Below are 20,053 nucleotides of genomic sequence, written 5' to 3'. Positions count from 1 at the left end.
GTCGCGGGCCCCTCCCGGCGTCGCTCACCCCTCCAGCGCGTCGCACTCCTGCGCCCGCAGCGCCCGCGCCAGGTCGTCGCGGGACTCCAGGACGAGCCGGCGCAGCGCCGGGGCGGCGTCCGCGTGCTCCGCCAGCCAGGCGTCGGTCGCCGCCAGCGTTTCGGGACGGTCCTGGTAGGCGGGGAAGAGGCCCTGCACCACGTCCATGCCGATCTGGATCGACCGCTCGGCCCAGATCCGCTCGATCGCCGCGAAGTACTTCTCCGCGTAGGGCGCGGTCAGCTCCCGCTGCGACGGCGGGGCGAAACCGGCGATCACCGCGCCGGCCAGCGCGTTCGACAGCGCGTCCGACTCGACGACCTGGGCCCACGCCTGGGCCTTGACCGCCGCCGAGGGCCGCGAGGCGAGCAGCCGCACCTGGTGCCGCTTGCCGCTGGCGGTGTCGTCCCGGGCCAGCTCCTCGTCGATCCGCGCCTCGTCGGCCCGCCCGTGCTCGGCGAGCGGCGAGAGCAGCGCCCAGCGCAGCTCCTGGTCGACGTCGAGGCCGTCGATCCGGGCGGTGCCGGCGAGCAGCCCCTCCAGGAGCTGGAGGTCGGCGTCGGAGGAGGCCGTCGCGGCGAAGAAGCGGGCCCAGGTCAGCTGGGCCTCGCTGCCCGGCTCGGCGAGCCGCAGCTCGCGCAGCCCGCCCTCGGCGAGCAGCCGCCCGCCCTCCTCGCGCCACGCCGGGGCCGCGTAGCGGGTGACCGCGGTCCGCGCCCAGGCGTGCACCATCTGGAGGACGCCGATGTCGGTCTCGCGGCCCGCGAAGGCGAGCACGACGGCCACGAAGTCGCGGGCCGGCATCAGCCCGTCCCGGGTCAGGTTCCACAGCGCCGACCAGCACACCGCGCGGGCCAGCGGGTCGGTGACGTCGCCGAGGTGGGCGCGGAGGGTGTCGAGCGAGCCCTCGTCGAAGCGGACCTTGCAGTAGGTGAGGTCGTCGTCGTTGACGAGGATCAGGTCCGGCCGCTCGCTGCCGGCCAGCTCCGGCACGACGGTCCGGAGGCCGGCGACGTCCGTCTCGGTGCGCGCGTACCGCGTCAGCTCCCCGTCGGCGAGCCGGTAGAGGCCCACGGCGATCCGGTGGGGGCGGAGCGCGTCGCCCTCCTGGAGGACGGCGAGCTCGGTGATCCGGCCCTCGGCGTCGTAGGTGACCTCGGGGGCGAGCACGTTGACGCCGGAGGTCTGGAGCCAGGACTTCGACCAGGCCCTCATGTCGCGGCCGGAGGTCTCCTCCAGAACCGCCAGCAGGTCGTTCAGGCGGGTGTTGCCGTAGGCGTGGCGCTTGAAGTAGCGGCGGGCGCCCTCCAGGAAGGCGTCCCGGCCCGCGTAGGCGACGAGCTGCTTGAGGACGGAGGCGCCCTTGGCGTACGTGATGCCGTCGAAGTTCAGCTTGGCGTCCTCCAGGTCGCGGATGTCGGCCGTGACCGGGTGGGTGGAGGGCAGCTGGTCGGCGCGGTAGGCCCACGCCTTGCGGTTGTTGGCGAAGGTGACCCAGCTGTCGGTGAAGCGGGTGGCCTCGGCGAGCGAGAAGGAGCCCATGAAGTCGGCGAAGGACTCCTTCAGCCACAGGTCGTCCCACCAGACCATGGTGACCAGGTCGCCGAACCACATGTGGGCCATCTCGTGCAGGATCGTGTTGGCGCGCCGCTCGTAGGACGCCCGGGTGACCTTGCCCCGGTAGATGTACTCCTCGGTGAAGGTGACCATGCCCGGGTTCTCCATGGCGCCGAGGTTGTACTCGGGCACGAAGGCCTGGTCGTACTTGCCGAAGGGGTACGGGTAGTCGAAGGTGTCGTGGAAGAAGTCGAAGCCCTGCTTGGTGATCAGGAAGACGTCGTCCGCGTCGAAGTGCTTCGCGAGCCCCTTGCGGCACATCGCGCCGAGCGGGATCTCCAGGTCGCCGCGCCGGTAGGTGTCGGTGACGTAGTGGTACGGACCGGCCACCACGCAGGTGATGTACGTGGAGATCGGCGCGGTCTCGGCGAACCGCCACACCCCGTCCTCGCCCCGCTCGCCGGCGCCGTTGCTCCACACGGTCCAGCCCTCGGGCGCGGTCACCTCGAAGCGGTACGGGGCCTTGAGGTCGGGCTGCTCGAAGTTGGCGTAGACCCGGCGGGCGTCGGCCGGCTCGTACTGGGTGTACAGGTACACCTCGCCGTCCTCGGGGTCGACGAAGCGGTGCATGCCCTCGCCGGTCCGGCTGTACGCGCACCGCGCGTCGACGACCAGCACGTTCTCGTCGGCCAGGCCGTCCAGGGCGATCCGGGCGCCGTCGAAGACGACCGCCGGGTCGAGCGCCCGCCCGTTGAGGGTGACGGAGGCGACCGACGGCGCGACCAGGTCCACGAAGGTGGAGTCGCCCTCGCCCGTGCGGCGGAAGCGGATCGTCGTCACCGAACGGAAGGTGCGCACCGCCTCCGTCGAGTCGCCGACCGCCGATCGCAGGTCGAGGGCGACCTCGTAGCCGTCGACGGACAGCAGCGCGGCCCGCTCGTGGGCCTCGTCGCGGGACAGGTTCTCACCGGGCACGGTCACTCCTTCGTGGCGCGTTCGAAACAGCACCGATCCTCCCATGCGCTCCTTTCGCGGGCGCACGGGAATGCCGACACGGCCCGGGGCGTTGCGGCAGGTCGGTGCACGCCGACCGACCGACCCCCTTGAGGAGCGACATGTCCGAGACCAGGACCACCGCCGAGTTCTTCTTCGACCCGCTGTGTCCCTGGGCCTGGATGACCTCCCGGTGGATGCTGGAGGTGGAGAAGGTCCGCCCGGTGGACGTGCGCTGGAAGGTGATGAGCCTCGCGGTCCTGAACGAGAACCGGCTGGACGAGCTCCCCGCCGAGTACCGGGAGATGCTGGAGACCCAGGCGTGGGGCCCGGTCCGCGTCGTCGTCGCGGCCCGGCAGCAGCACGGCGACGAGGTCGTCGGCGAGCTCTACACCGCGCTCGGCACCCGCTTCCACAACAACGGCGAGGGCCCCACCCGCGAGGCGATCGTCGCCGCCCTGAAGGACGTCGGCCTGCCCGAGTCCCTGGTGGAGTACGCCGACAAGGACACCTACGACACCGAGCTGCGGGCCTCCCACGCGGAGGGCATCGACAAGGTCGGCCAGGACGTCGGCACGCCGGTGATCGCGGTCCCCGGCCCGGACGGCGCCGAGGTCGCCTTCTTCGGCCCGGTCGTCACCCCGACCCCGCGCGGCGAGGCCGCGGCCCGGCTGTGGGACGGCACGCTGCTGGTGGCCTCGACCCCCGGCTTCTACGAGATCAAGCGCACCCGGACGGCGGCGCCGAGCTTCGAGTAGTCGCCCCGGACACGGAAAGGGCCCCCGCGATTCACGTCATCGCGGGGGCCCTTCCTCCATCCGCCTGCCCGGTGACGGTTGAGAAGACGATCACGAGCAGGACGAGCGGGGGGTCAGAACGAGATCAGCGGGACGCTGGCCTTCGCGGCCAGGTAGCGCCTGTGCACGTCCTGCCAGTTGACGACCTGCCACATGGCCTCGATGAAGTCGACCTTCTGGTTCTTGTACTGGAGGTAGAAGGCGTGCTCCCAGGCGTCGAAGACCAGGACCGGGATCGAGCCCTGGCCGACGTTGCCCTGGTGGTCGTAGACCTGCTCGACGATGAGGCGGCCGCTGACCGGCTCGTAGGCGAGGACGCCCCAGCCGGAGCCCTGGGTGGTCGCGGAGGCCTTGGTCAGCTGGGCCTTGAACTTGGCGAAGGAGCCGAAGGACTCGGCGATCGCGTCGGCGAGCTCGCCGACGCCGTCGGCCGCCAGCGGCTCGCCGCCGCCCTCGCCGCCCTTCGGGGAGGCCATGTTGTTCCAGTAGATGGAGTGGAGGATGTGGCCCGAGAGGTGGAAGGCCAGGTTCTTCTCCAGGCCGTTGACCGAGCCCCACTGCTCCTTGTCGCGGGCCTCCTCCAGCTGTTCCAGGGTGTCGTTCGCGCCCTTGACGTAGGCGGCGTGGTGCTTGTCGTGGTGCAGCTCGATGATCTGCGGGTTGATCACCGGTTCCAGCGCCGCGTAGTCGTACGGCAGCTCCGGAAGTGTGTAGATCGCCATGTGTGCCGAGCCCTTCGAGCGACTGCTTATTGCAACCAATATGCAAGTGCAGGCTAACAGCACCTGCGGGAGAAGTGGATCAGCCCCTGGTCCTAGGTCCGTCCTGTCGCCGACTGCTTCCACGCGCTCCCGCGAACGGCGCGATCCAGCCTGTCCGCGGCCGGTTCAAGATCCCTAACGTGCGGGCATGAAGCTCCCCCTGAGACTCGCCGCCGCCGGTGTCCTGGTCGCCCTGCTCGCCGGCACCGCCCAGGCCGCCGCCCCCGGACGGCCGGCCGGCACCCACCGGGAAACCGCCGCGCGGCAGACCGGCACCGACCGGGCCGCCTCCCCCTGGCGCCAGGTCGGCACCGACGCCCGCAGCGGCGTCAGCGGCCTCGCCGCCGAGCCGGGCGGCACCGCCCTCGTCGTCCACGACAACAAGCGCGCCGGACAGCCGCGGCTCTCCCGGATCGCGTACGGCGCGGACCCCGTCACCGTCACCCCGCTGGTCTGGGAGGGCGCCGAACCCGTCGACCTGGAGGCGGTCGAGGCGATCCCCGGCGCCCCGGGGGAGTACCTGGCGCTCGCCTCCCGCGGGATCGTCTACCGCCTGAAGGTCGCCGGCGCCACGGCCACCGTCGTCGACTACGCCCCGCTGCCGGCGATCGGTCCGGGCGACGACTTCGAGGGCTTCGCGCTCGTCGCCCGCGACGGCCGGTACGCCGCCCTGTGGGCGGACCGCGGCGCGGGGCCCGACCGGCCCGCCACGCTCTACGCCGCCCCGCTGACCTTCGCCGCGTGGGGCGAGCCGAAGTTCGGCGCCGTCACCCGGCGCTCCTTCACCGCCCCGTACCCCGTGGACGCGGGCGCGCGGCACGTCTCCGACATCGCCGTCACCGACTCCGGCCGGATCCTGGTGGGCTCGGCCTCCGACGCCGGCGACGACGGCCCCTTCGACTCCGCCGTCACCGACGCCGGGCGGGTCGTCCTCACCGCCACCGGCCGGGTGCGGATCTCCCTCGCCGCCCGCCCGGTCCCGCTCGGCACCTTCCCCGGCCACAAGATCGAGGCCGTCGAGTGCCTCCCCGGCACCGGGGACGCGCTCCTCGGCACGGACGACGAGAACCGGGGCGGGTACGTCCGCGCCCTGCCGTACTGCGGGACCTGACCGGCCCCGCACGCGCGAACGCCCCGCCGGGCACACGGGCCCGGCGGGGCGTTCGTACGGGAGCGGGGAGGGTCAGCCCTTCCCGGCCTCCTTCTCGCGCGCCTTCTGGAGGACGAAGCCGCCCGCGGCGAGGACCACCGTCAGCGCCCCCGTCGCGTACAGCTGCACCCGGGTGCCCTCCTCACGGGCCATCAGGACGAAGATCGCGGCCATGCCCAGCAGCGCCACCCACGTCAGGTACGGGAAGGCCCACATCCGCACGACCAGCTTCTCCGGCTCCTCGCGCTCGGTGCGGCGGCGCAGCACCAGCTGGGAGGCGGCGATGAAGAACCAGACGACGAGGATGATCGCGCCGATCGTGTTGAGCAGCCAGACGAACGCCTTGTCCGGCGACCAGTAGCTCAGCAGCACGGCGCCGAAGCCGACGACCGAGGAGAGCAGGACGGCCGGGCGGGGCACGCCGCCGAAGGTCCGGCCGAGCGCCTCCGGGCCCTGACCGCGGGCGATCAGCGAGCGGGCCATGCGGGAGGCGCCGTAGATGTTGGCGTTCATCGCGGAGAGCAGGGCGACCAGTACGACCACGTTCATGATCTGGCCGGCCGCCGGGATGCCCAGGAAGTCCAGCGTGGCGACGTACGGGCCCTTCTCGACGACCGCCGGGTCGTCCCAGGGGACGAGGGTGACGATGACCGCCATGGAGCCGATGTAGAAGAGCGCGATCCGCCACATCGCGGTGCGGACCGCCTTGGCGACGCCCTGCACGGGGTGCTCGGACTCGGCCGCCGCGATGGTGACCGTCTCCAGGCCGCCGTACGCGAAGACGGAGGCGAGCAGGCCGACGATCAGGCCCTCGGAGCCGTTCGGGAAGAAGCCGTGGTCGCCGATGAGGTTCGAGGTGCCGGGGATGTCGTCGGTGCCGGGCAGCAGGCCGGCGATGGCGAGGACGCCGATGCCGAGGAAGAGGACGATCGCGCCGACCTTGAGCGCGGCGAACCAGAACTCGAACTCGCCGAAGTTCTTCACCGCCGCCAGGTTGGTGCCGCAGAAGACCAGCATGAAGAGCGCCACCCAGGCCCACTCGGGGGTGCCGGGGAACCAGCCGGTCATGATGTTCGCCGCGCCGATCCCCTCCAGGCCGACGGCCACGCAGAGCAGGAACCAGAAGGCCCAGCCGGCGGTGAAGCCGGCCCACGGGCCGAAGGCGCGCTCGGCGTGGACGGAGAAGGAGCCGGAGGCGGGGTTGGCGGCCGACATCTCGCCGAGCATCCGCATCACCAGCATGACGAGCACGCCGGAGATCGCGTACGCGACGACGATCGAGGGCCCGGCGGCGGCGATGCCGGCACCGGAGCCGACGAAGAGGCCGGCGCCGATGACGCCGCCGAGGGCGATCATCGACAGGTGGCGCTGCTTGAGGCCGTGGGAGAGGCCCTCGGCGGGAGCGGCGGTGCCGTCCCGCCGGTCGGCCTGCGCGGGCGCGGTGGTCCGAGACATGGGCAACCCTGTTCATAGGCTGAGACGGGGGAGGGAGCCCACAGTCTGGGCGCCCGCACCGCTCAGAGGGAACGGGTGTCCGCTATACGGTCACCACCTTCACGCAAGGTGAAGATTCAGTTCCGTTTCGTCGTGGACGAGCGTACCTCCCGGAGCCGGGCCACCATCAGCACGGCCGCCGTCGCCCCCGCCGACCACAGCACCTGCGGCCGCGCCGCGTCGTCGGTCAGCATCAGGACCAGCACCGCGCCCATCGCCGCCAGCGCCGTCCACGTCAGCCACGGGAAGCCCCACATCCGCAACGTCAGCGTCTGCGGCGCCTCCCGCTCGATCCGCGGCCGCAGCCGCAGCTGCGAGACCGCGATCAGCGCCCACACGAAGAGCAGCACCGCGCCGACCGCGTTGAGCATGTAGAGGAAGACCGAGTCCGGCCACTTCAGATTGAGCAGCACGGAGACGAAGCCGAAGGCCACCGAGGCCAGCACCGCCCGCCGCGGCACCCCTCCCGCCGACACCCTGAGCAGCCCCTTCGGCGCCTCGCCGCGCTCGGCCAGCGAGAAGACCATCCGGGAGGAGCCGTACAGGTTGGCGTTGAGCGCCGACAGCAGCGCCACGAAGACCACCACGTTCATGATCTGCCCCGCGCCCGGCACCCCGATCGCGTCGAGCACCGCCACGTACGGCGACTCGCCCGGCACGATCGACGTCCACGGCAGCAGCGTCACGATCACCAGCATCGAGCCCACGTAGAAGAGCAGGATCCGCCACACGGCGCTGCGCACCGCCCGCGCCACGTTCCGCGCCGGGTCCTCCGTCTCGGCCGCCGCGATGGTGACGACCTCCAGGCCGCCGAAGGCGAAGACCACCGCGAGCACCCCGGAGACCACCCCGGACCAGCCCTGGGGCAGGAAACCGCCCTGTCCGGTCAGGTTGGCGAGCCCCACCGGGTCCGTGTCGGGCAGCCAGCCCGCGATCGCCAGCGCGCCCAGCACCAGGAAGAGGACGATCGCGCCGACCTTCAGCGCGGCGAACCAGAACTCGAACTCGCCGAAGTTCTTCACCGCCGCCAGGTTGGCCGCCGTGAAGACCAGCATGAAGAGCAGCACCCAGCCCCACTGCGGGACCCCCGGCACCCAGCCGTGCGCGATCCGCGCCGCGCCCGTCGCCTCCACGGCGAGGACCACGACGAGCAGGAACCAGTACAGCCAGCCCACCGAGAACCCGGCCCAGCGGCCCAGCGCCCGCTCCGCGTGCACCGAGAACGCGCCGGACGCCGGCATCGCCGCCGACATCTCGCCCAGCATCCGCATGACCAGCATCGCGAGCGCGCCCGCGATCAGGTACGAGAGCACGATGGCGGGCCCGGCGACGGCGATGCCCGCCCCCGAGCCGACGAAGAGGCCGGCGCCGATGACCCCGCCGAGCCCGAGCATCGTCAGGTGACGCTGCTTCAGGCCGTGGGAGAGGGGCTCGGGTTCGGCGAGGGAGGAGGGCGGGGCGGCGTCGCGCATGGTGGGGGCTCGCGCTCTGGGAGAAGTGACACTTTATGGAGACCCCACAGTCTCCCCGGTGACCGGCCCTTGACGCAAAAGGGGCGTCACGTGCCGACTCGCCAGTGACAAGCATCACGTGGCGTCCGGCGTCCTCACCGTCCTTTGTTGGAATCCCATGAAGCCCCGACCGGTGGCTTTGTCGGCGGCTGATGGTGATCGGGCGTTCGCTCCTGACATAGCGTCGACCCGTCCTGCCCCCTCACCCCCGCGGAGTACCGATGAGCACCGCCGCCGCCCCCGCCCGCGCCCTCCGCCCGGGCACCGTCCTGGCCGACCTCCTCCCCTCCCCGAGGCTCTCGGCTTCGCTCGAGCGGGGCGGTGCCCCCAGCCGCGTCCGCGACATCGCCCTCGTCGCCGGCGGCGCCGCCCTCACCGGCCTGGCCGCGCAGATCGCCGTCCCGGTCCCAGGCTCCCCGGTCCCGGTCTCCGGCCAGACCTTCGCCGCCCTGCTCGTCGGCACCGCCCTCGGCGCCCGCCGCGGCTTCCTCTCCCTCGCCCTCTACGCCGTCGTCGGCATGGCGGGCGTCCCGTGGTTCGCGCAGGGCTCCTCGGGCTGGGCGATGCCGTCCTTCGGCTACGTCCTCGGCATGCTGCTCGCCGCCACCGTCGTCGGCGCCCTCGCCCGCCGCGGCGCCGACCGCTCGGTCCTGCGCACCGCCGGCACCATGGCGCTCGGCTCCGCGATCATCTACGCGGTCGGCGTCCCCTACCTGGCCCTCGCCACCGGCATGACCCTCGGCCAGGCGGTCGCCGCCGGCCTGACCCCCTTCCTCCTCGGCGACGCCCTCAAGGCCGCCCTGGCCATGGGCGTCCTCCCCGCCGCCTGGAAGCTCGCCGGCCGCAAGGGCTGACCCCCTCGGCGCCGTACGCGAAAGGGCCCGCCGTTCCGAGCAGGAACGGCGGGCCCTTTCGCGCGTGCGCCCGGCTAGCCGCGGGAGGCCTTCGCCACCCGGTCGCGGACCAGCGCGATCGCCAGCACCAGCGCGGCCACGAGCAGCGAGAGCACGACCTGCTCCCGGGCGCTGCCGCCGTCGTAGATCATGTAGCCGAGGACGAAGACGATCATGCCGATCGTCGCCCAGGTCAGGTACGGGAAGAGCCACATCCGCACCACCAGCTTCTCGGGCGACTCGCGCAGGATGATCCCGCGCATCCGCAGCTGGGTCACGCAGATGACCAGCCAGACGAAGAGCGCCACCGCGCCGGAGGAGTTCAGCAGGAAGGCGAAGACGGTGTCCGGCCACTCGTAGTTGAAGAAGACCGCGACGAAGCCGAAGACGACCGAGGAGAGGATCGCCGCCCGCGGCACGCCCCGCTTGTCGACCTTGGCGAAGGACTTCGGCGCGTCCCCGCGCCGCCCGAGCGAGAAGGCCATCCGGGAGGCCGTGTAGAGCCCCGAGTTCAGGCAGGACAGGACGGCGGTCAGGACGATCACGTTCATGATCTGGCCGGCCGCCGGGATGCCGATCGAGTCGAGCGCGGCGACGTACGAGCCCTTCTCGGTGATCGACGCGTCGTTCCACGGCAGCAGCGTCAGCACGACGAAGATCGAGCCCAGGTAGAAGACGCCGATCCGCCAGATCACGCTGTTGGTCGCCTTGGTCACGGCCCGCTGCGGGTCCTCCGACTCGCCGGCGGCCAGCGTCACGATCTCGCTGCCCATGAACGAGAAGACCACCATCAGGACGCCGGTCAGGATCGCGCCCGCGCCCATCGGGAAGAAGCCGCCCGTGTCGGTGAGGTGCGCGAAGCCCGCGCCCGGGTTGTCCGAGCCCGGCAGCACGCCGAAGACGGCGAGCAGGCCGATCGCCACGAAGGCGCCGATCGCGACGACCTTGATCCCGGCGAACCAGAACTCGAACTCGCCGTACGAGGCCACCGAGGCCAGGTTGGTCGCGGTGAGCACCACCATCACGATCAGCGCCCACGCCCACTGCGGCACCGCCGGGACCCAGCCCTCCAGGATGACCGCGCCCGCGGTCGCCTCGACGGCCAGCACGACCACCCAGAAGAACCAGTACAGCCAGCCGATGGTGAAGCCCGCCCAGCGGCCGAGCGCCTGGTCGGCGTAGGCCGAGAAGGAGCCGGAGGAGGGCCGGGCGGCGGCCATCTCGCCGAGCATCCGCATCACGAAGACGACCATCGCGCCGACGAGCGCGTACGAGAGGAGGATCGCGGGCCCGGCGGCGGCGATGCCGGAGCCGGAGCCGACGAAGAGGCCGGCGCCGATGACGCCGCCGATCGCGATCATCGACAGATGGCGGTTCTTGAGCCCGGCCTTGAGGCCGTCGGACGACGGGGTCTGACCGGTGGTGCCGGTGCTGCCGCCTTCCTTGGCGAGGGTCGGCTGCGTGTTCATGAACGCTTCCTTCGGGTGTGGGGGCACGGCTCGGATCGCGAGCCGGAGCCATGAAACCTGGCGACCGGCCAGTACGGAAGAGCTGATTCCGGATCGTGATTCGGGGCATAAGGTCCGGACCAGACGGGGCGGAGGTCCCTGACCCGCCGGGACCGAGGTCCCGACCCCGCTGACGCCTGCCCCGTCCCGGCCGTGCCACACTCGGAACCATGCGCGTCTACATCGGTTCCGACCACGCCGGCTACGAACTCAAGACCCACCTCGTGGAGTGGCTCACGGCCCACGGCCACGAGCCCGTCGACTGCGGCCCCCACATCTACGACGCCCTCGACGACTACCCGCCGTTCTGCCTGCGCGCCGCCGAGCGCACGGCCGCCGACCCGGACGGCCTCGGCATCGTCATCGGCGGCTCCGGCAACGGCGAGCAGATCGCCGCCAACAAGGTCAAGGGCGTCCGTGCCGCCCTCGCCTGGAGCGAGCAGACCGCCGCCCTCGGCCGCGAGCACAACAACGCCAACGTCGTCGCCGTCGGCGCCCGCATGCACACCCAGGAGGAGGCGACCAAGTTCGTCGAGGTCTTCCTCTCCACCCCGTACTCCGGCGACGAGCGCCACACCCGCCGCATCGAGATGCTGAGCGCGTACGAGACCACCGGCGAGCTCCCCCCGATCCCGGCCCACCACCCGCAGGAGCCCACCGCCTGATGCCCGAAGGGCACACCATCCACCGGCTGGCCGCCGACCACCGCGAGCGGTTCGGCGGCCGGCCCGTGCGCGTCTCCAGCCCCCAGGGCAAGTTCTCCGACTCCGCCGCCCTCCTCGACGGCGCCGTCCTGGAGACCACGGAGGCGCACGGCAAGCACCTCTTCCTCGGCTTCCCGCGCGACGAGTGGATCCACATCCACCTGGGCCTCTTCGGCAAGGTGGCCTTCGGCGACGCCCCCGCGCCGCCGCCCGCCGACACGGTCCGCCTCCGCCTGGCGAACCCCGAGTCGTACGTCGACCTCCGCGGCCCCACCACCTGCGCGCTGATCACCGACGCCGAGAAGCGGGCGGTCCACGCCCGCCTGGGCCCCGACCCGCTCCGCGCCGGCGACGACCCCGACCGGGCCTGGCGCCGGATCGCGAAGTCCCGCACGACGATCGCCGCCCTGCTCATGGACCAGAAGGTCATCGCCGGCGTCGGCAACGTCTACCGCGCCGAGGTCCTCTTCCGCCACGGCATCGACCCCTACCGCCCCGGCAAGGACCTCACGCCGGGGGAGTGGACCGCGATCTGGGACGACCTGACCGGGCTGATGCGCGAGGGCGTCCGGCTCAACCGCATCGACACCGTCCGCCCCGAGCACACCCCCGAGGCCATGGGCCGCCCGCCCCGCGTCGACGACCACGGCGGCGAGGTCTACGTCTACCGCCGCGCCCACCTCCCCTGCCACCTCTGCGGCACCGGCATCCGCACGGCCGACCTGGCCGCCCGCAACCTCTTCTGGTGCCCCACCTGCCAGTCCTAGGGACGGACGCCCCCTAGAACCCGTGCGGCAGCCAGGGCGCCACGGCGGACCCGAACGCGAGCGACGCCTCCGCCAGCGCGCCCTCCCGCAGCTCGGTCACCCGCCCCGCGGCGGCCAGCGCCGCCAGCGGCGTGCCGCCCAGGTACGCCGCCCCCAACTCCCGCACCGACAGCGCGAGATCGGCCGCGTCGGACGTCCTGGCGCAGGTCGCGCCCTTCGCGTCGCCCGACAGCCGCCACCGCCCCGCGTTCCACGGACAGAACGCGTCCGCCACCTCGAGGACCACGTCCACCGGCGCCTGGTACGTCCGCGCCTCCAGCGCCGCGCCCACGTCCACCAGCCGGACGAACAGCCCCTCCCGCACGGTCGGTTCGCACCGCCGCACGTCCGACACCAGGTGCTGCCACGCGTCGTCCACCGGCCGGCTGTCGAACCGCACCTTCGTCGTCAGGTCCACCGAGCACAGGAACCGCCACAGCGCCGCCTCCGCCACCGGATCCAGTCCCCGCAGCTCGCGCACGTTCACCGACCCGTCCGCGCCCGCCCAGCTCCAGTCCGGCCTGATCGTGTAGTACGCGTACCCCACGACCCCGCCGTCCCGCTCCGCCAGCACGCACAGCAGCGGCGAGGCCCCGTCCCGCGAGCCCGGCGGATCCAGCACCGGCAGCCGCTCCCACCCCGGCGCGCGGGCCGTCGTCCCCGGCCGGAGCGGCACCATCCGGGCGTACACCGCCTCGGTCGCCGCCGAGGACTCCGCCGCCGGCACCATCCGCAGCGCCACCCCGTCCGTGCCCTCCGGCACGTCGAGCCGCACCCGCGTCGTGTCGATCGTCCCGCGCTGCGACCAGGTCGCCGCCCCGTACCCGAACCGCCCGTAGATCACCGGCTCGGAGGCGGTCAGCACCGCCAGCGGCTCGCCCAGCGCCCGCACGTCGTCGAGCTGCCGGCGCATCATCGAGGTCAGCAGCCCGCGCCTGCGGTGCGTCCCGGCCACGCTCACCATCGTCACCCCGGCCGCCGGCACCGACGCCCCGCCCGGCACCGTCAGCCGGAACGAGAACGCCCCCGCCGTCCCCACCGCGCGGTCCCCGTCCCAGACGCCCAGCGACCGCCCGCACTCGGTCAGCTCGCGCCACAGCGCCCGCTCCTCCGGTTGCTCCGCCAGACCCCCGAAGGCCAGCTCCAGCGCCGCGAACCAGCGGTCCCACTCCGACGGGTCGAGCACCCGCAGTTCAGTCGTCATATGCCATCGATAGCAGCGGACCGCGCCCGGGGCGACCCGTTTTCAGGCACCTTGTCACCGGGGTACCCCTGCACGGGAGCGGCCGGGGTGGATAGGGTCCAGGCCAATGGGTAACCGCGCGGGAGTCGACACGTACGCGGCCCGGCTGCGCAGGCGCGCCCACCGGGCCCGCCTCGCGCTGCGCAGGACCGGCGTCGAGTACTTCCGCGGCGGCGCCTCCGACCGCCTCGCCCTCGCCGGGCTGCTCCTGACCGTCCCGGCCATCGTCTGCGGCACCGTCCTCGACCCGGTCTGGTGCTCGCCCGCCGCCCTCGTCCTGCCGATCGTGGCCGGCGGCCTGCTGCTGCGGCCCGCCAGCCTCCTCGGCCTGTACGCGGCGGCGGCCGGCGGCCTGATCGTCGAGTCCTCGATCCTCGGCCCGTACGGCGAGGGGCCCGCCCGCGTCACCCCCGGCACCGTCCTGGTGGTCGCCGCCTGCGGCCTCTTCGGCCTGCTCATCGCCCAGTTCCGGGCCCGCGTCGGGGTGCCCTGGCGGCGCGGCGGCACCATGCTCTTCGACCTGCGCGAACGGCTCCGGGTGCAGAGCGCGCTGCCCCGGCTGCCGCGCGGCTGGCACCGCGAGATGGCGCTCCGCCCGGCCGGCGGCCAGTCCTTCTCCGGCGACTTCGTCGTCGCCGCCCGCACCCACGGCGGCCGCACCCTGGAGGTCGTCCTCACCGACGTCTCCGGCAAGGGCATGGACGCCGCCTCCCGCTCCCTGCTGCTCTCCGGCGCCTTCGGCGGCCTCCTCGGCTCCCTCCCGCCGCACGGCTTCCTGCCCGCCGCCAACGGCTACCTGCTCCGGCAGAACTGGGACGAGGGCTTCGCCACCTCCATCCACCTCGTCCTCGACCTGGACTCCGGCGACTACGAGCTCTTCTCCGCCGGCCACCTGCCCGCCCTCCAGCTCCACTCCGGCACCGGCCGCTGGGAGCAGAAGGACGCCGAGGGCCCCCTCCTGGGCGTCTACGACGGCGCCGAGTTCCACCCGGTCAAGGGCTCCCTGCTCCCCGGCGACGTCCTGATGCTCTTCACCGACGGCCTCGTGGAGGCCGCCGACCGCGACCTCGACGAAGGCATCGACCGCCTCACCGGCGAGGCCGACCGCTGCGTCGCCGAGGGCTTCGAGGGCGTGGCCCGCCACCTCATCGAGGCGGTCGCCAAGGACGTCAACGACGACCGGGCCCTCCTGCTCATCTCCCGCCCGGCCTGAACCGGCCGCCGCCGCGCGGCGTCCTGACCGGTGTCACCGTTCCACGATTCGTCACCCGTCCCCGGGGGCAACGGGGTTGGTGGCACGATAGGGACCGCGGGGGGTGTCCGGTGCACGCGCCCCGGGGCCAGGTGGGACCGACCGAGGGTGTGATCTGTTGTGGCGATTTCGTTGTCCGTGGTGCTGCTGTTGGCGATCGTCCTCGTGGTGCTGATCCGCGGGGGCAGCCTCAAGGGCGGGCCCGCCGTGGTCGCCGTCCTCTTCGGCTTCTTCCTCGCCTCCACGGGCATGGCCGACGACATCCAGCGCTTCCTGGATTCGATAACCCGGACGATCGGCGCCATCAAGTTCTGACCGGGGCACCCGGCGGAGAACGGCTCCGGGCCCGGTCCCTCGACGAGGAACCGGGCCCGGAGCCGTACACAGAGCGGGCGACGGGAATCGAACCCGCGTAGCTAGTTTGGAAGACTAGGGCTCTACCATTGAGCTACGCCCGCACGGAACGCGCCGCAGGTCGGAACCGGTGCGGCACGGAAGCATCGTAGCCGGTCCGGAGCCGTCCGTGCACGCCCCTCGAAACGGGGGGCGTCGCAGCGTCTCCGTACATGTACCCTACGTGTCGCACCGACGGGGTGTGGCGCAGCTTGGTAGCGCGTCCGCTTTGGGAGCGGAAGGCCGTGGGTTCAAATCCCGCCACCCCGACCATCATGATCCTCCGCGGCCCCGACCTCGCGGGTTCTTGATCACGTTGTGGGCCCGATCCCGCGTGCGGTTACTATGCAAGCTGCGTGCCCGTGTGTCTTTCTGACCGGGCCCATCGGCCGGAACCGCCCCGTGCGGCTCCGCCGGAATCCAGGAATCAGCCACAAGGAGACCGAACCGTGAAGAGCGCCGTGGAGACCCTGAACCCGACCCGGGTTCGGCTCACTGTCGAGGTGCCCTTCGAGGAGCTCAAGGACAGCCTCGACGCGGCGTACAAGAAGATCAACCAGCAGGTCACGGTCAAGGGCTTCCGCAAGGGCAAGATCCCCGCGCGCGTCATCGACCAGCGCTTCGGCCGCGGCGCCGTGCTGGAGGAGGCCGTCAACGACGCGCTCCCGAAGTTCTACACCGAGGCCGTGAACGAGGCCGAGGTCAACCCGCTCGGCCAGCCCGAGGTCGACATCACGGAGCTGAAGGACGGCGAGCTGCTGGCCTTCACCGCCGAGGTCGACGTCCGCCCGTCCATCGAGATCCCGGACTACTCCGGCATCGAGGTCGAGGTCGACGCGATCGAGGTCACCGACGAGGACGTCGAGAAGTCGGTGGAGCAGCTCCGTGAGCGCTTCGCCTCCACCAAGCCGGTCGAGCGCGCCGCCGCCGAGGGCGACGTCGTCACGATCGACCTGACCGCCAAGGTCGACGGCGAGGTGCTGCCCGACGGCGTCGCCGACGGCGTCTCGTACACCATCGGCTCCGGCGAGCTGCTCGACGGCATCGACGCCGCCGTCACCGGCCTGGAGGCCGGCGGCGAGGCCACCTTCACCTCGCAGCTGAAGGGCGGCTCCGCCGCGGGCAAGGACGCCGAGGTCACCGTCAAGGTCACCGCCGTCGCCGCCCGTGAGCTCCCCGAGCTGGACGACGAGTTCGCGCAGATGGCGTCGGAGTTCGACACCCTCGACGAGCTCAAGGCCGACAGCCGCAAGCGCCTCGAGAACATGAAGCAGTTCGACCAGGCCACCCAGGCCCAGGAGCGCGTCCTGGAGAAGTTCCTGGAGCTGGCGGAGATCCCCGTTCCCGAGAAGCTGCTCGAGGACGAGGTCAACACCCGCAAGCACAACCTGGAGCACCACCAGCTCGGCCAGATGGGCCTGACGCTGGAGAAGTACCTGGAGCTCCAGGGCAAGACGGTCGAGGAGTTCGAGGCCGAGACCAAGGAGCAGGCGGTCAAGGGCATCAAGACCCAGTTCCTCCTCGACGAGCTCGTCTCCAAGGAGGAGCTGAACGTCGAGCAGGACGAGCTCACCGAGCACCTGTTCCGCCGTGCCGCCTCCTCCGGCATGTCGCCCGACCAGTTCGCCCAGGCCGTCGTCCAGGGCGGCCAGGTGCCGATGCTGGTCGGCGAGGTCGCCCGCGGCAAGGCCCTCGCGGTCGTCGTCGAGGCCGCCAAGGTCGTCGACACCAACGGCGAGGTCGTGGACCTCTCCGACGACGAGGACGAGGTCGAGGCCGCCGCCGAGACGGTCGAGGCCGTCACCGGCGAGGCCGAGGTCGCCGAGGAGAAGTAAGCCCCACCCGGCTGACCGCCGAGGCCCGCGCCTCGCGCTTCACCATCGCGCCACGGGCCCGGACGCACAGCAGTGCGTCCGGGCCCGTGGACGTACGCGGACCTTTCATGCGCCGCCAACTACCTTGCGCTCCCAGCGAACAGTTCGGGAACCGGGATGGCGTTGTCCCACCTGCGCGTTAGGGTCCATGAATACGGGGGCACTGCCCTCAGAACGAGACGCTGAGACGGCCCGGGGCCGTCGGAGACGAGCAGGTGGATACGTGACGAATCTGAAGCCTTACGCCGCGGGTGAGCCGTCCATCGGTGGCGGCCTCGGCGACCATGTCTACAACCGGCTGCTCGGCGAGCGCATCATCTTCCTCGGCCAGCAGGTCGACGACGACATCGCCAACAAGATCACCGCCCAGATGCTCCTCCTGGCCGCCGACCCGGAGAAGGACATCTACCTCTACATCAACAGCCCCGGTGGCTCGGTGACGGCCGGCATGGCCGTCTACGACACCATGCAGTACATCCCCAACGACGTCGTCACCATCGGCATGGGCATGGCGGCCTCGATGGGCCAGTTCCTGCTCACCGGCGGCACCCCCGGCAAGCGCTTCGCGCTGCCGAACACCGACATCCTGATGCACCAGGGCTCCGCCGGCATCGGCGGCACCGCCTCCGACATCAAGATCCAGGCCGAGTACCTCCTCCGCACGAAGAAGCGCATGGCCGAGATCACCGCGCACCACTCCGGCCAGACCGTCGAGACGATCATCCGCGACGGTGACCGCGACCGCTGGTTCACCGCGCAGGAGGCCAAGGAGTACGGCCTCATCGACGACATCATCACACACGCCGCGGGCGTTCCCGGCGGCGGCGGCACGGGCGCCTGAGCCCGGCACCGCCGAAGAGCCCCCAGCCCCCGCCGAACGCCACCAGGACGGTGAACACCCACATGCAGAACAACCTCTCCCCGAGCGGCCTGTACACCGGCGCGCCGATGGACAACCGCTACGTCGTCCCGCGCTTCGTCGAGCGCACCTCGCAGGGCGTGCGCGAGTACGACCCGTACGCGAAGCTCTTCGAGGAGCGCGTGATCTTCCTCGGCGTGCAGATCGACGACGCCTCCGCCAACGACGTCATGGCGCAGCTGCTGTGCCTGGAGTCGATGGACCCGGACCGCGACATCTCCATCTACATCAACAGCCCCGGCGGCTCCTTCACCGCGCTGACGGCCATCTACGACACGATGCAGTTCGTGAAGCCGGACATCCAGACCGTCTGCATGGGCCAGGCGGCCTCCGCCGCGGCCGTGCTGCTCGCCGCCGGCACCCCCGGCAAGCGGATGGCCCTGCCGAACGCCCGCGTGCTGATCCACCAGCCCTCCGGCGGCACCGGCCGTGAGCAGCTCTCCGACCTGGAGATCGCGGCCAACGAGATCCTGCGCATGCGCAGCCAGCTGGAGGAGATGCTGGCCAAGCACTCCTCGACGCCGATCGAGAAGATCCGCGACGACATCGAGCGCGACAAGATCCTGACGGCCGAGGACGCCCTCGCGTACGGCCTGATCGACCAGATCGTCTCGACCCGCAAGAGCACGGCCGCCGCGGCACACTGACGTCCGACCTTCCCTCGGCACGGTTCGAGCGGCTCGCGTGGCCGAATCGCGACCATGTGAACCGTGCCAAGGGGGGCCCGAACGGGGGGCCCGGCAAGGTACCGTCGAATATGAGGCACCAGGAGTCGCTGAACCAAGCGCTCCCAGGCGAAGGGGAAGCACCTCGTGGCACGCATCGGTGATGGCGGCGACCTGCTCAAGTGCTCGTTCTGCGGAAAGAGCCAGAAGCAGGTGAAGAAGCTCATCGCGGGACCCGGTGTGTACATCTGCGACGAGTGCATCGACCTCTGCAACGAGATCATCGAAGAGGAACTCGCGGAGACGAGCGAGGTGCGCTGGGAGGAACTCCCCAAGCCCCGCGAGATCTACGAGTTCCTGGAGGGCTACGTCGTCGGCCAGGAGCCGGCGAAGAAGGCCCTCTCGGTCGCCGTGTACAACCACTACAAGCGCGTCCAGGCCGGCGAGAACGGCGGCGCGCAGGGCCGGGACGACGCCATCGAACTGGCCAAGTCCAACATCCTGCTGCTGGGCCCCACGGGCTCCGGCAAGACGCTCCTCGCGCAGACGCTGGCCCGCATGCTCAACGTCCCGTTCGCCATCGCCGACGCGACGGCGCTGACGGAGGCCGGCTACGTCGGCGAGGACGTCGAGAACATCCTGCTCAAGCTGATCCAGGCCGCGGACTACGACGTCAAGAAGGCCGAGACCGGGATCATCTACATCGACGAGATCGACAAGGTCGCCCGTAAGAGCGAAAACCCGTCGATCACGCGCGATGTCTCCGGCGAGGGCGTGCAGCAGGCCCTCCTGAAGATCCTGGAGGGCACCACCGCCTCCGTCCCGCCGCAGGGCGGCCGGAAGCACCCGCACCAGGAGTTCATCCAGATCGACACGACGAACGTGCTCTTCATCGTGGGCGGCGCCTTCGCCGGCCTGGAGAAGATCATCGAGTCGCGGGCGGGCGCCAAGGGCATCGGCTTCGGGGCGACCATCCGCTCCAAGCGCGAGATCGAGGCGAGCGACCAGTTCCAGGAGGTCATGCCGGAGGACCTGGTGAAGTTCGGGATGATCCCCGAGTTCATCGGCCGCCTCCCCGTCATCACCTCGGTCCACAACCTGGACCGCGAGGCGCTCCTGAAGATCCTCGTCGAGCCGCGCAACGCGCTGGTGAAGCAGTACCAGCGCCTCTTCGAACTCGACGGCGTCGAGCTGGACTTCGACCGCCCCGCCCTGGAGGCCATCGCCGACCAGGCCATCCTCCGCGGCACCGGCGCGCGCGGCCTGCGCGCCATCATGGAGGAGGTCCTCCAGTCGGTGATGTACGAGGTCCCCTCCCGCAAGGACGTGGCCCGCGTCGTCATCACGGCGGACGTCGTCCGCAACAACGTGAACCCGACCCTGGTCCCCAGGATCGTCAAGAACGACGGCCGCCACGAGAAGTCGGCGTAACGTCCACGAGAACACCGAAGGGGCGCCCCACCGGAATCCGGCGGGGCGCCCCTTCGCGTGTGC

The 20,053-nt window shown here is 71.5% G+C and carries 17 protein-coding genes and 2 tRNA genes; 12 read left to right on the top strand and 7 right to left on the bottom strand.

Annotated elements, in window-relative coordinates; translation table 11 throughout:
* Positions 1 to 24: 24 nt before the first annotated feature.
* Positions 25 to 2,571, bottom strand: a complete 2,547-nt coding sequence (pepN, locus tag AB0E83_RS01620) for an aminopeptidase N (protein ID WP_362104332.1) — start codon at positions 2,569 to 2,571, stop codon at positions 25 to 27.
* A gap of 140 nt (positions 2,572 to 2,711) precedes the next feature.
* On the opposite strand from pepN, the gene AB0E83_RS01615 reads away from it, so the two are divergent.
* Positions 2,712 to 3,347 carry a DsbA family protein gene (locus tag AB0E83_RS01615; RefSeq protein ID WP_362104330.1) on the top strand — a complete coding sequence of 212 codons (636 nt, stop codon included), beginning with the start codon at positions 2,712 to 2,714 and terminating at the stop codon, positions 3,345 to 3,347.
* A 113-nt stretch (positions 3,348 to 3,460) separates the two neighbouring features.
* Here the strand turns inward: AB0E83_RS01615 and AB0E83_RS01610 are convergent, their stop codons facing one another.
* Entirely contained in the window at positions 3,461 to 4,108 is a 648-nt protein-coding gene (locus AB0E83_RS01610) for a superoxide dismutase (RefSeq protein WP_362104328.1), read from the bottom strand.
* A gap of 187 nt (positions 4,109 to 4,295) precedes the next feature.
* Between AB0E83_RS01610 and AB0E83_RS01605 the strand changes: the two genes are divergently transcribed.
* Positions 4,296 to 5,258, top strand: coding sequence for a hypothetical protein (locus AB0E83_RS01605; protein ID WP_362104326.1), 963 nt, complete (start codon positions 4,296 to 4,298; stop codon positions 5,256 to 5,258).
* Positions 5,259 to 5,330: 72 nt separating this feature from the next.
* On the opposite strand, the gene AB0E83_RS01600 is transcribed toward AB0E83_RS01605, so the two are convergent.
* The gene (locus AB0E83_RS01600) at positions 5,331 to 6,752 is read right to left on the bottom strand and encodes an amino acid permease (RefSeq protein WP_362104324.1); all 1,422 of its coding nucleotides are present in this window, start codon (positions 6,750 to 6,752) and stop codon (positions 5,331 to 5,333) included.
* Between the two features lie 116 nt (positions 6,753 to 6,868).
* Positions 6,869 to 8,263 (bottom strand): amino acid permease, encoded by a 1,395-nt coding sequence (locus tag AB0E83_RS01595; protein ID WP_362104322.1) that lies wholly within the window; start codon positions 8,261 to 8,263, stop codon positions 6,869 to 6,871.
* Between the two features lie 260 nt (positions 8,264 to 8,523).
* Here AB0E83_RS01595 and AB0E83_RS01590 point away from each other — a divergent pair, with 260 nt between their 5' ends.
* Positions 8,524 to 9,156 carry a biotin transporter BioY gene (locus AB0E83_RS01590; RefSeq protein WP_362104320.1) on the top strand — a complete coding sequence of 211 codons (633 nt, stop codon included), beginning with the start codon at positions 8,524 to 8,526 and terminating at the stop codon, positions 9,154 to 9,156.
* A gap of 74 nt (positions 9,157 to 9,230) precedes the next feature.
* On the opposite strand, the gene AB0E83_RS01585 is transcribed toward AB0E83_RS01590, so the two are convergent.
* Positions 9,231 to 10,664: an amino acid permease gene (locus tag AB0E83_RS01585; RefSeq protein WP_362104318.1), complete on the bottom strand. Its 1,434-nt coding sequence runs from the start codon at positions 10,662 to 10,664 to the stop codon at positions 9,231 to 9,233.
* Positions 10,665 to 10,873: 209 nt separating this feature from the next.
* On the opposite strand from AB0E83_RS01585, the gene AB0E83_RS01580 reads away from it, so the two are divergent.
* The gene (locus AB0E83_RS01580) at positions 10,874 to 11,368 is read left to right on the top strand and encodes a ribose-5-phosphate isomerase (RefSeq protein WP_362104316.1); all 495 of its coding nucleotides are present in this window, start codon (positions 10,874 to 10,876) and stop codon (positions 11,366 to 11,368) included.
* Entirely contained in the window at positions 11,368 to 12,174 is an 807-nt protein-coding gene (locus AB0E83_RS01575) for a DNA-formamidopyrimidine glycosylase family protein (RefSeq protein WP_362104314.1), read from the top strand. Before AB0E83_RS01580 ends, AB0E83_RS01575 begins: the two co-directional genes overlap by 1 nt.
* A 13-nt stretch (positions 12,175 to 12,187) precedes the next feature.
* On the opposite strand, the gene AB0E83_RS01570 is transcribed toward AB0E83_RS01575, so the two are convergent.
* A complete protein-coding gene (locus AB0E83_RS01570; protein WP_362104312.1) occupies positions 12,188 to 13,417 on the bottom strand; it encodes a GNAT family N-acetyltransferase in 1,230 nt (409 codons plus the stop codon).
* A 106-nt stretch (positions 13,418 to 13,523) separates the two neighbouring features.
* Between AB0E83_RS01570 and AB0E83_RS01565 the strand changes: the two genes are divergently transcribed.
* Positions 13,524 to 14,669: a PP2C family protein-serine/threonine phosphatase gene (locus tag AB0E83_RS01565; RefSeq protein WP_362104310.1), complete on the top strand. Its 1,146-nt coding sequence runs from the start codon at positions 13,524 to 13,526 to the stop codon at positions 14,667 to 14,669.
* A 159-nt stretch (positions 14,670 to 14,828) separates the two neighbouring features.
* Positions 14,829 to 15,023, top strand: a complete 195-nt coding sequence (locus AB0E83_RS01560) for a hypothetical protein (RefSeq protein WP_362104308.1) — start codon at positions 14,829 to 14,831, stop codon at positions 15,021 to 15,023.
* Positions 15,024 to 15,095: 72 nt separating this feature from the next.
* On the opposite strand, the gene AB0E83_RS01555 is transcribed toward AB0E83_RS01560, so the two are convergent.
* Positions 15,096 to 15,166, bottom strand: a tRNA-Gly gene (locus AB0E83_RS01555).
* Positions 15,167 to 15,297: 131 nt separating this feature from the next.
* Here AB0E83_RS01555 and AB0E83_RS01550 point away from each other — a divergent pair.
* The 5 genes from AB0E83_RS01550 (at position 15,298) to clpX (ending at position 19,990) form a co-directional block, all read left to right on the top strand.
* A tRNA-Pro gene (locus AB0E83_RS01550) sits at positions 15,298 to 15,374 on the top strand.
* Positions 15,375 to 15,550: 176 nt separating this feature from the next.
* Positions 15,551 to 16,936 carry a trigger factor gene (gene tig / locus AB0E83_RS01545; protein WP_362104306.1) on the top strand — a complete coding sequence of 462 codons (1,386 nt, stop codon included), beginning with the start codon at positions 15,551 to 15,553 and terminating at the stop codon, positions 16,934 to 16,936.
* Positions 16,937 to 17,198: 262 nt separating this feature from the next.
* The gene (locus tag AB0E83_RS01540) at positions 17,199 to 17,816 is read left to right on the top strand and encodes an ATP-dependent Clp protease proteolytic subunit (protein ID WP_362104304.1); all 618 of its coding nucleotides are present in this window, start codon (positions 17,199 to 17,201) and stop codon (positions 17,814 to 17,816) included.
* Between the two features lie 62 nt (positions 17,817 to 17,878).
* Positions 17,879 to 18,541: an ATP-dependent Clp protease proteolytic subunit gene (locus AB0E83_RS01535; RefSeq protein WP_132914107.1), complete on the top strand. Its 663-nt coding sequence runs from the start codon at positions 17,879 to 17,881 to the stop codon at positions 18,539 to 18,541.
* 165 nt (positions 18,542 to 18,706) lie between these two features.
* Complete coding sequence (clpX, locus tag AB0E83_RS01530) at positions 18,707 to 19,990, top strand: ATP-dependent Clp protease ATP-binding subunit ClpX (RefSeq protein WP_030494070.1); 1,284 nt, start codon at positions 18,707 to 18,709, stop codon at positions 19,988 to 19,990.
* The last annotated feature ends 63 nt before the right edge of the window (positions 19,991 to 20,053 follow it).

The organism is Streptomyces sp. NPDC035033 (assembly GCF_040636735.1).
GTDB lineage: Bacteria > Actinomycetota > Actinomycetes > Streptomycetales > Streptomycetaceae > Streptomyces.
This window is presented reverse-complemented; position numbering and strand designations above follow the sequence as displayed.

Bases quoted from the DNA above. Each gene is read 5' to 3' on its own strand.
- AB0E83_RS01595 (WP_362104322.1), bottom strand. From the start codon at position 8,263: ATGCGCGACGCCGCCCCGCCCTCCTCCCTCGCCGAACCCGAGCCCCTC.
- AB0E83_RS01585 (WP_362104318.1), bottom strand. From the start codon at position 10,664: ATGAACACGCAGCCGACCCTCGCCAAGGAAGGCGGCAGCACCGGCACC.
- AB0E83_RS01535 (WP_132914107.1), top strand. From the start codon at position 17,879: ATGCAGAACAACCTCTCCCCGAGCGGCCTGTACACCGGCGCGCCGATG.
- AB0E83_RS01605 (WP_362104326.1), top strand. From the start codon at position 4,296: ATGAAGCTCCCCCTGAGACTCGCCGCCGCCGGTGTCCTGGTCGCCCTG.
- AB0E83_RS01610 (WP_362104328.1), bottom strand. From the start codon at position 4,108: ATGGCGATCTACACACTTCCGGAGCTGCCGTACGACTACGCGGCGCTG.
- AB0E83_RS01570 (WP_362104312.1), bottom strand. From the start codon at position 13,417: ATGACGACTGAACTGCGGGTGCTCGACCCGTCGGAGTGGGACCGCTGG.
- AB0E83_RS01600 (WP_362104324.1), bottom strand. From the start codon at position 6,752: ATGTCTCGGACCACCGCGCCCGCGCAGGCCGACCGGCGGGACGGCACC.
- AB0E83_RS01590 (WP_362104320.1), top strand. From the start codon at position 8,524: ATGAGCACCGCCGCCGCCCCCGCCCGCGCCCTCCGCCCGGGCACCGTC.
- AB0E83_RS01615 (WP_362104330.1), top strand. From the start codon at position 2,712: ATGTCCGAGACCAGGACCACCGCCGAGTTCTTCTTCGACCCGCTGTGT.
- AB0E83_RS01565 (WP_362104310.1), top strand. From the start codon at position 13,524: ATGGGTAACCGCGCGGGAGTCGACACGTACGCGGCCCGGCTGCGCAGG.
- AB0E83_RS01575 (WP_362104314.1), top strand. From the start codon at position 11,368: ATGCCCGAAGGGCACACCATCCACCGGCTGGCCGCCGACCACCGCGAG.
- AB0E83_RS01580 (WP_362104316.1), top strand. From the start codon at position 10,874: ATGCGCGTCTACATCGGTTCCGACCACGCCGGCTACGAACTCAAGACC.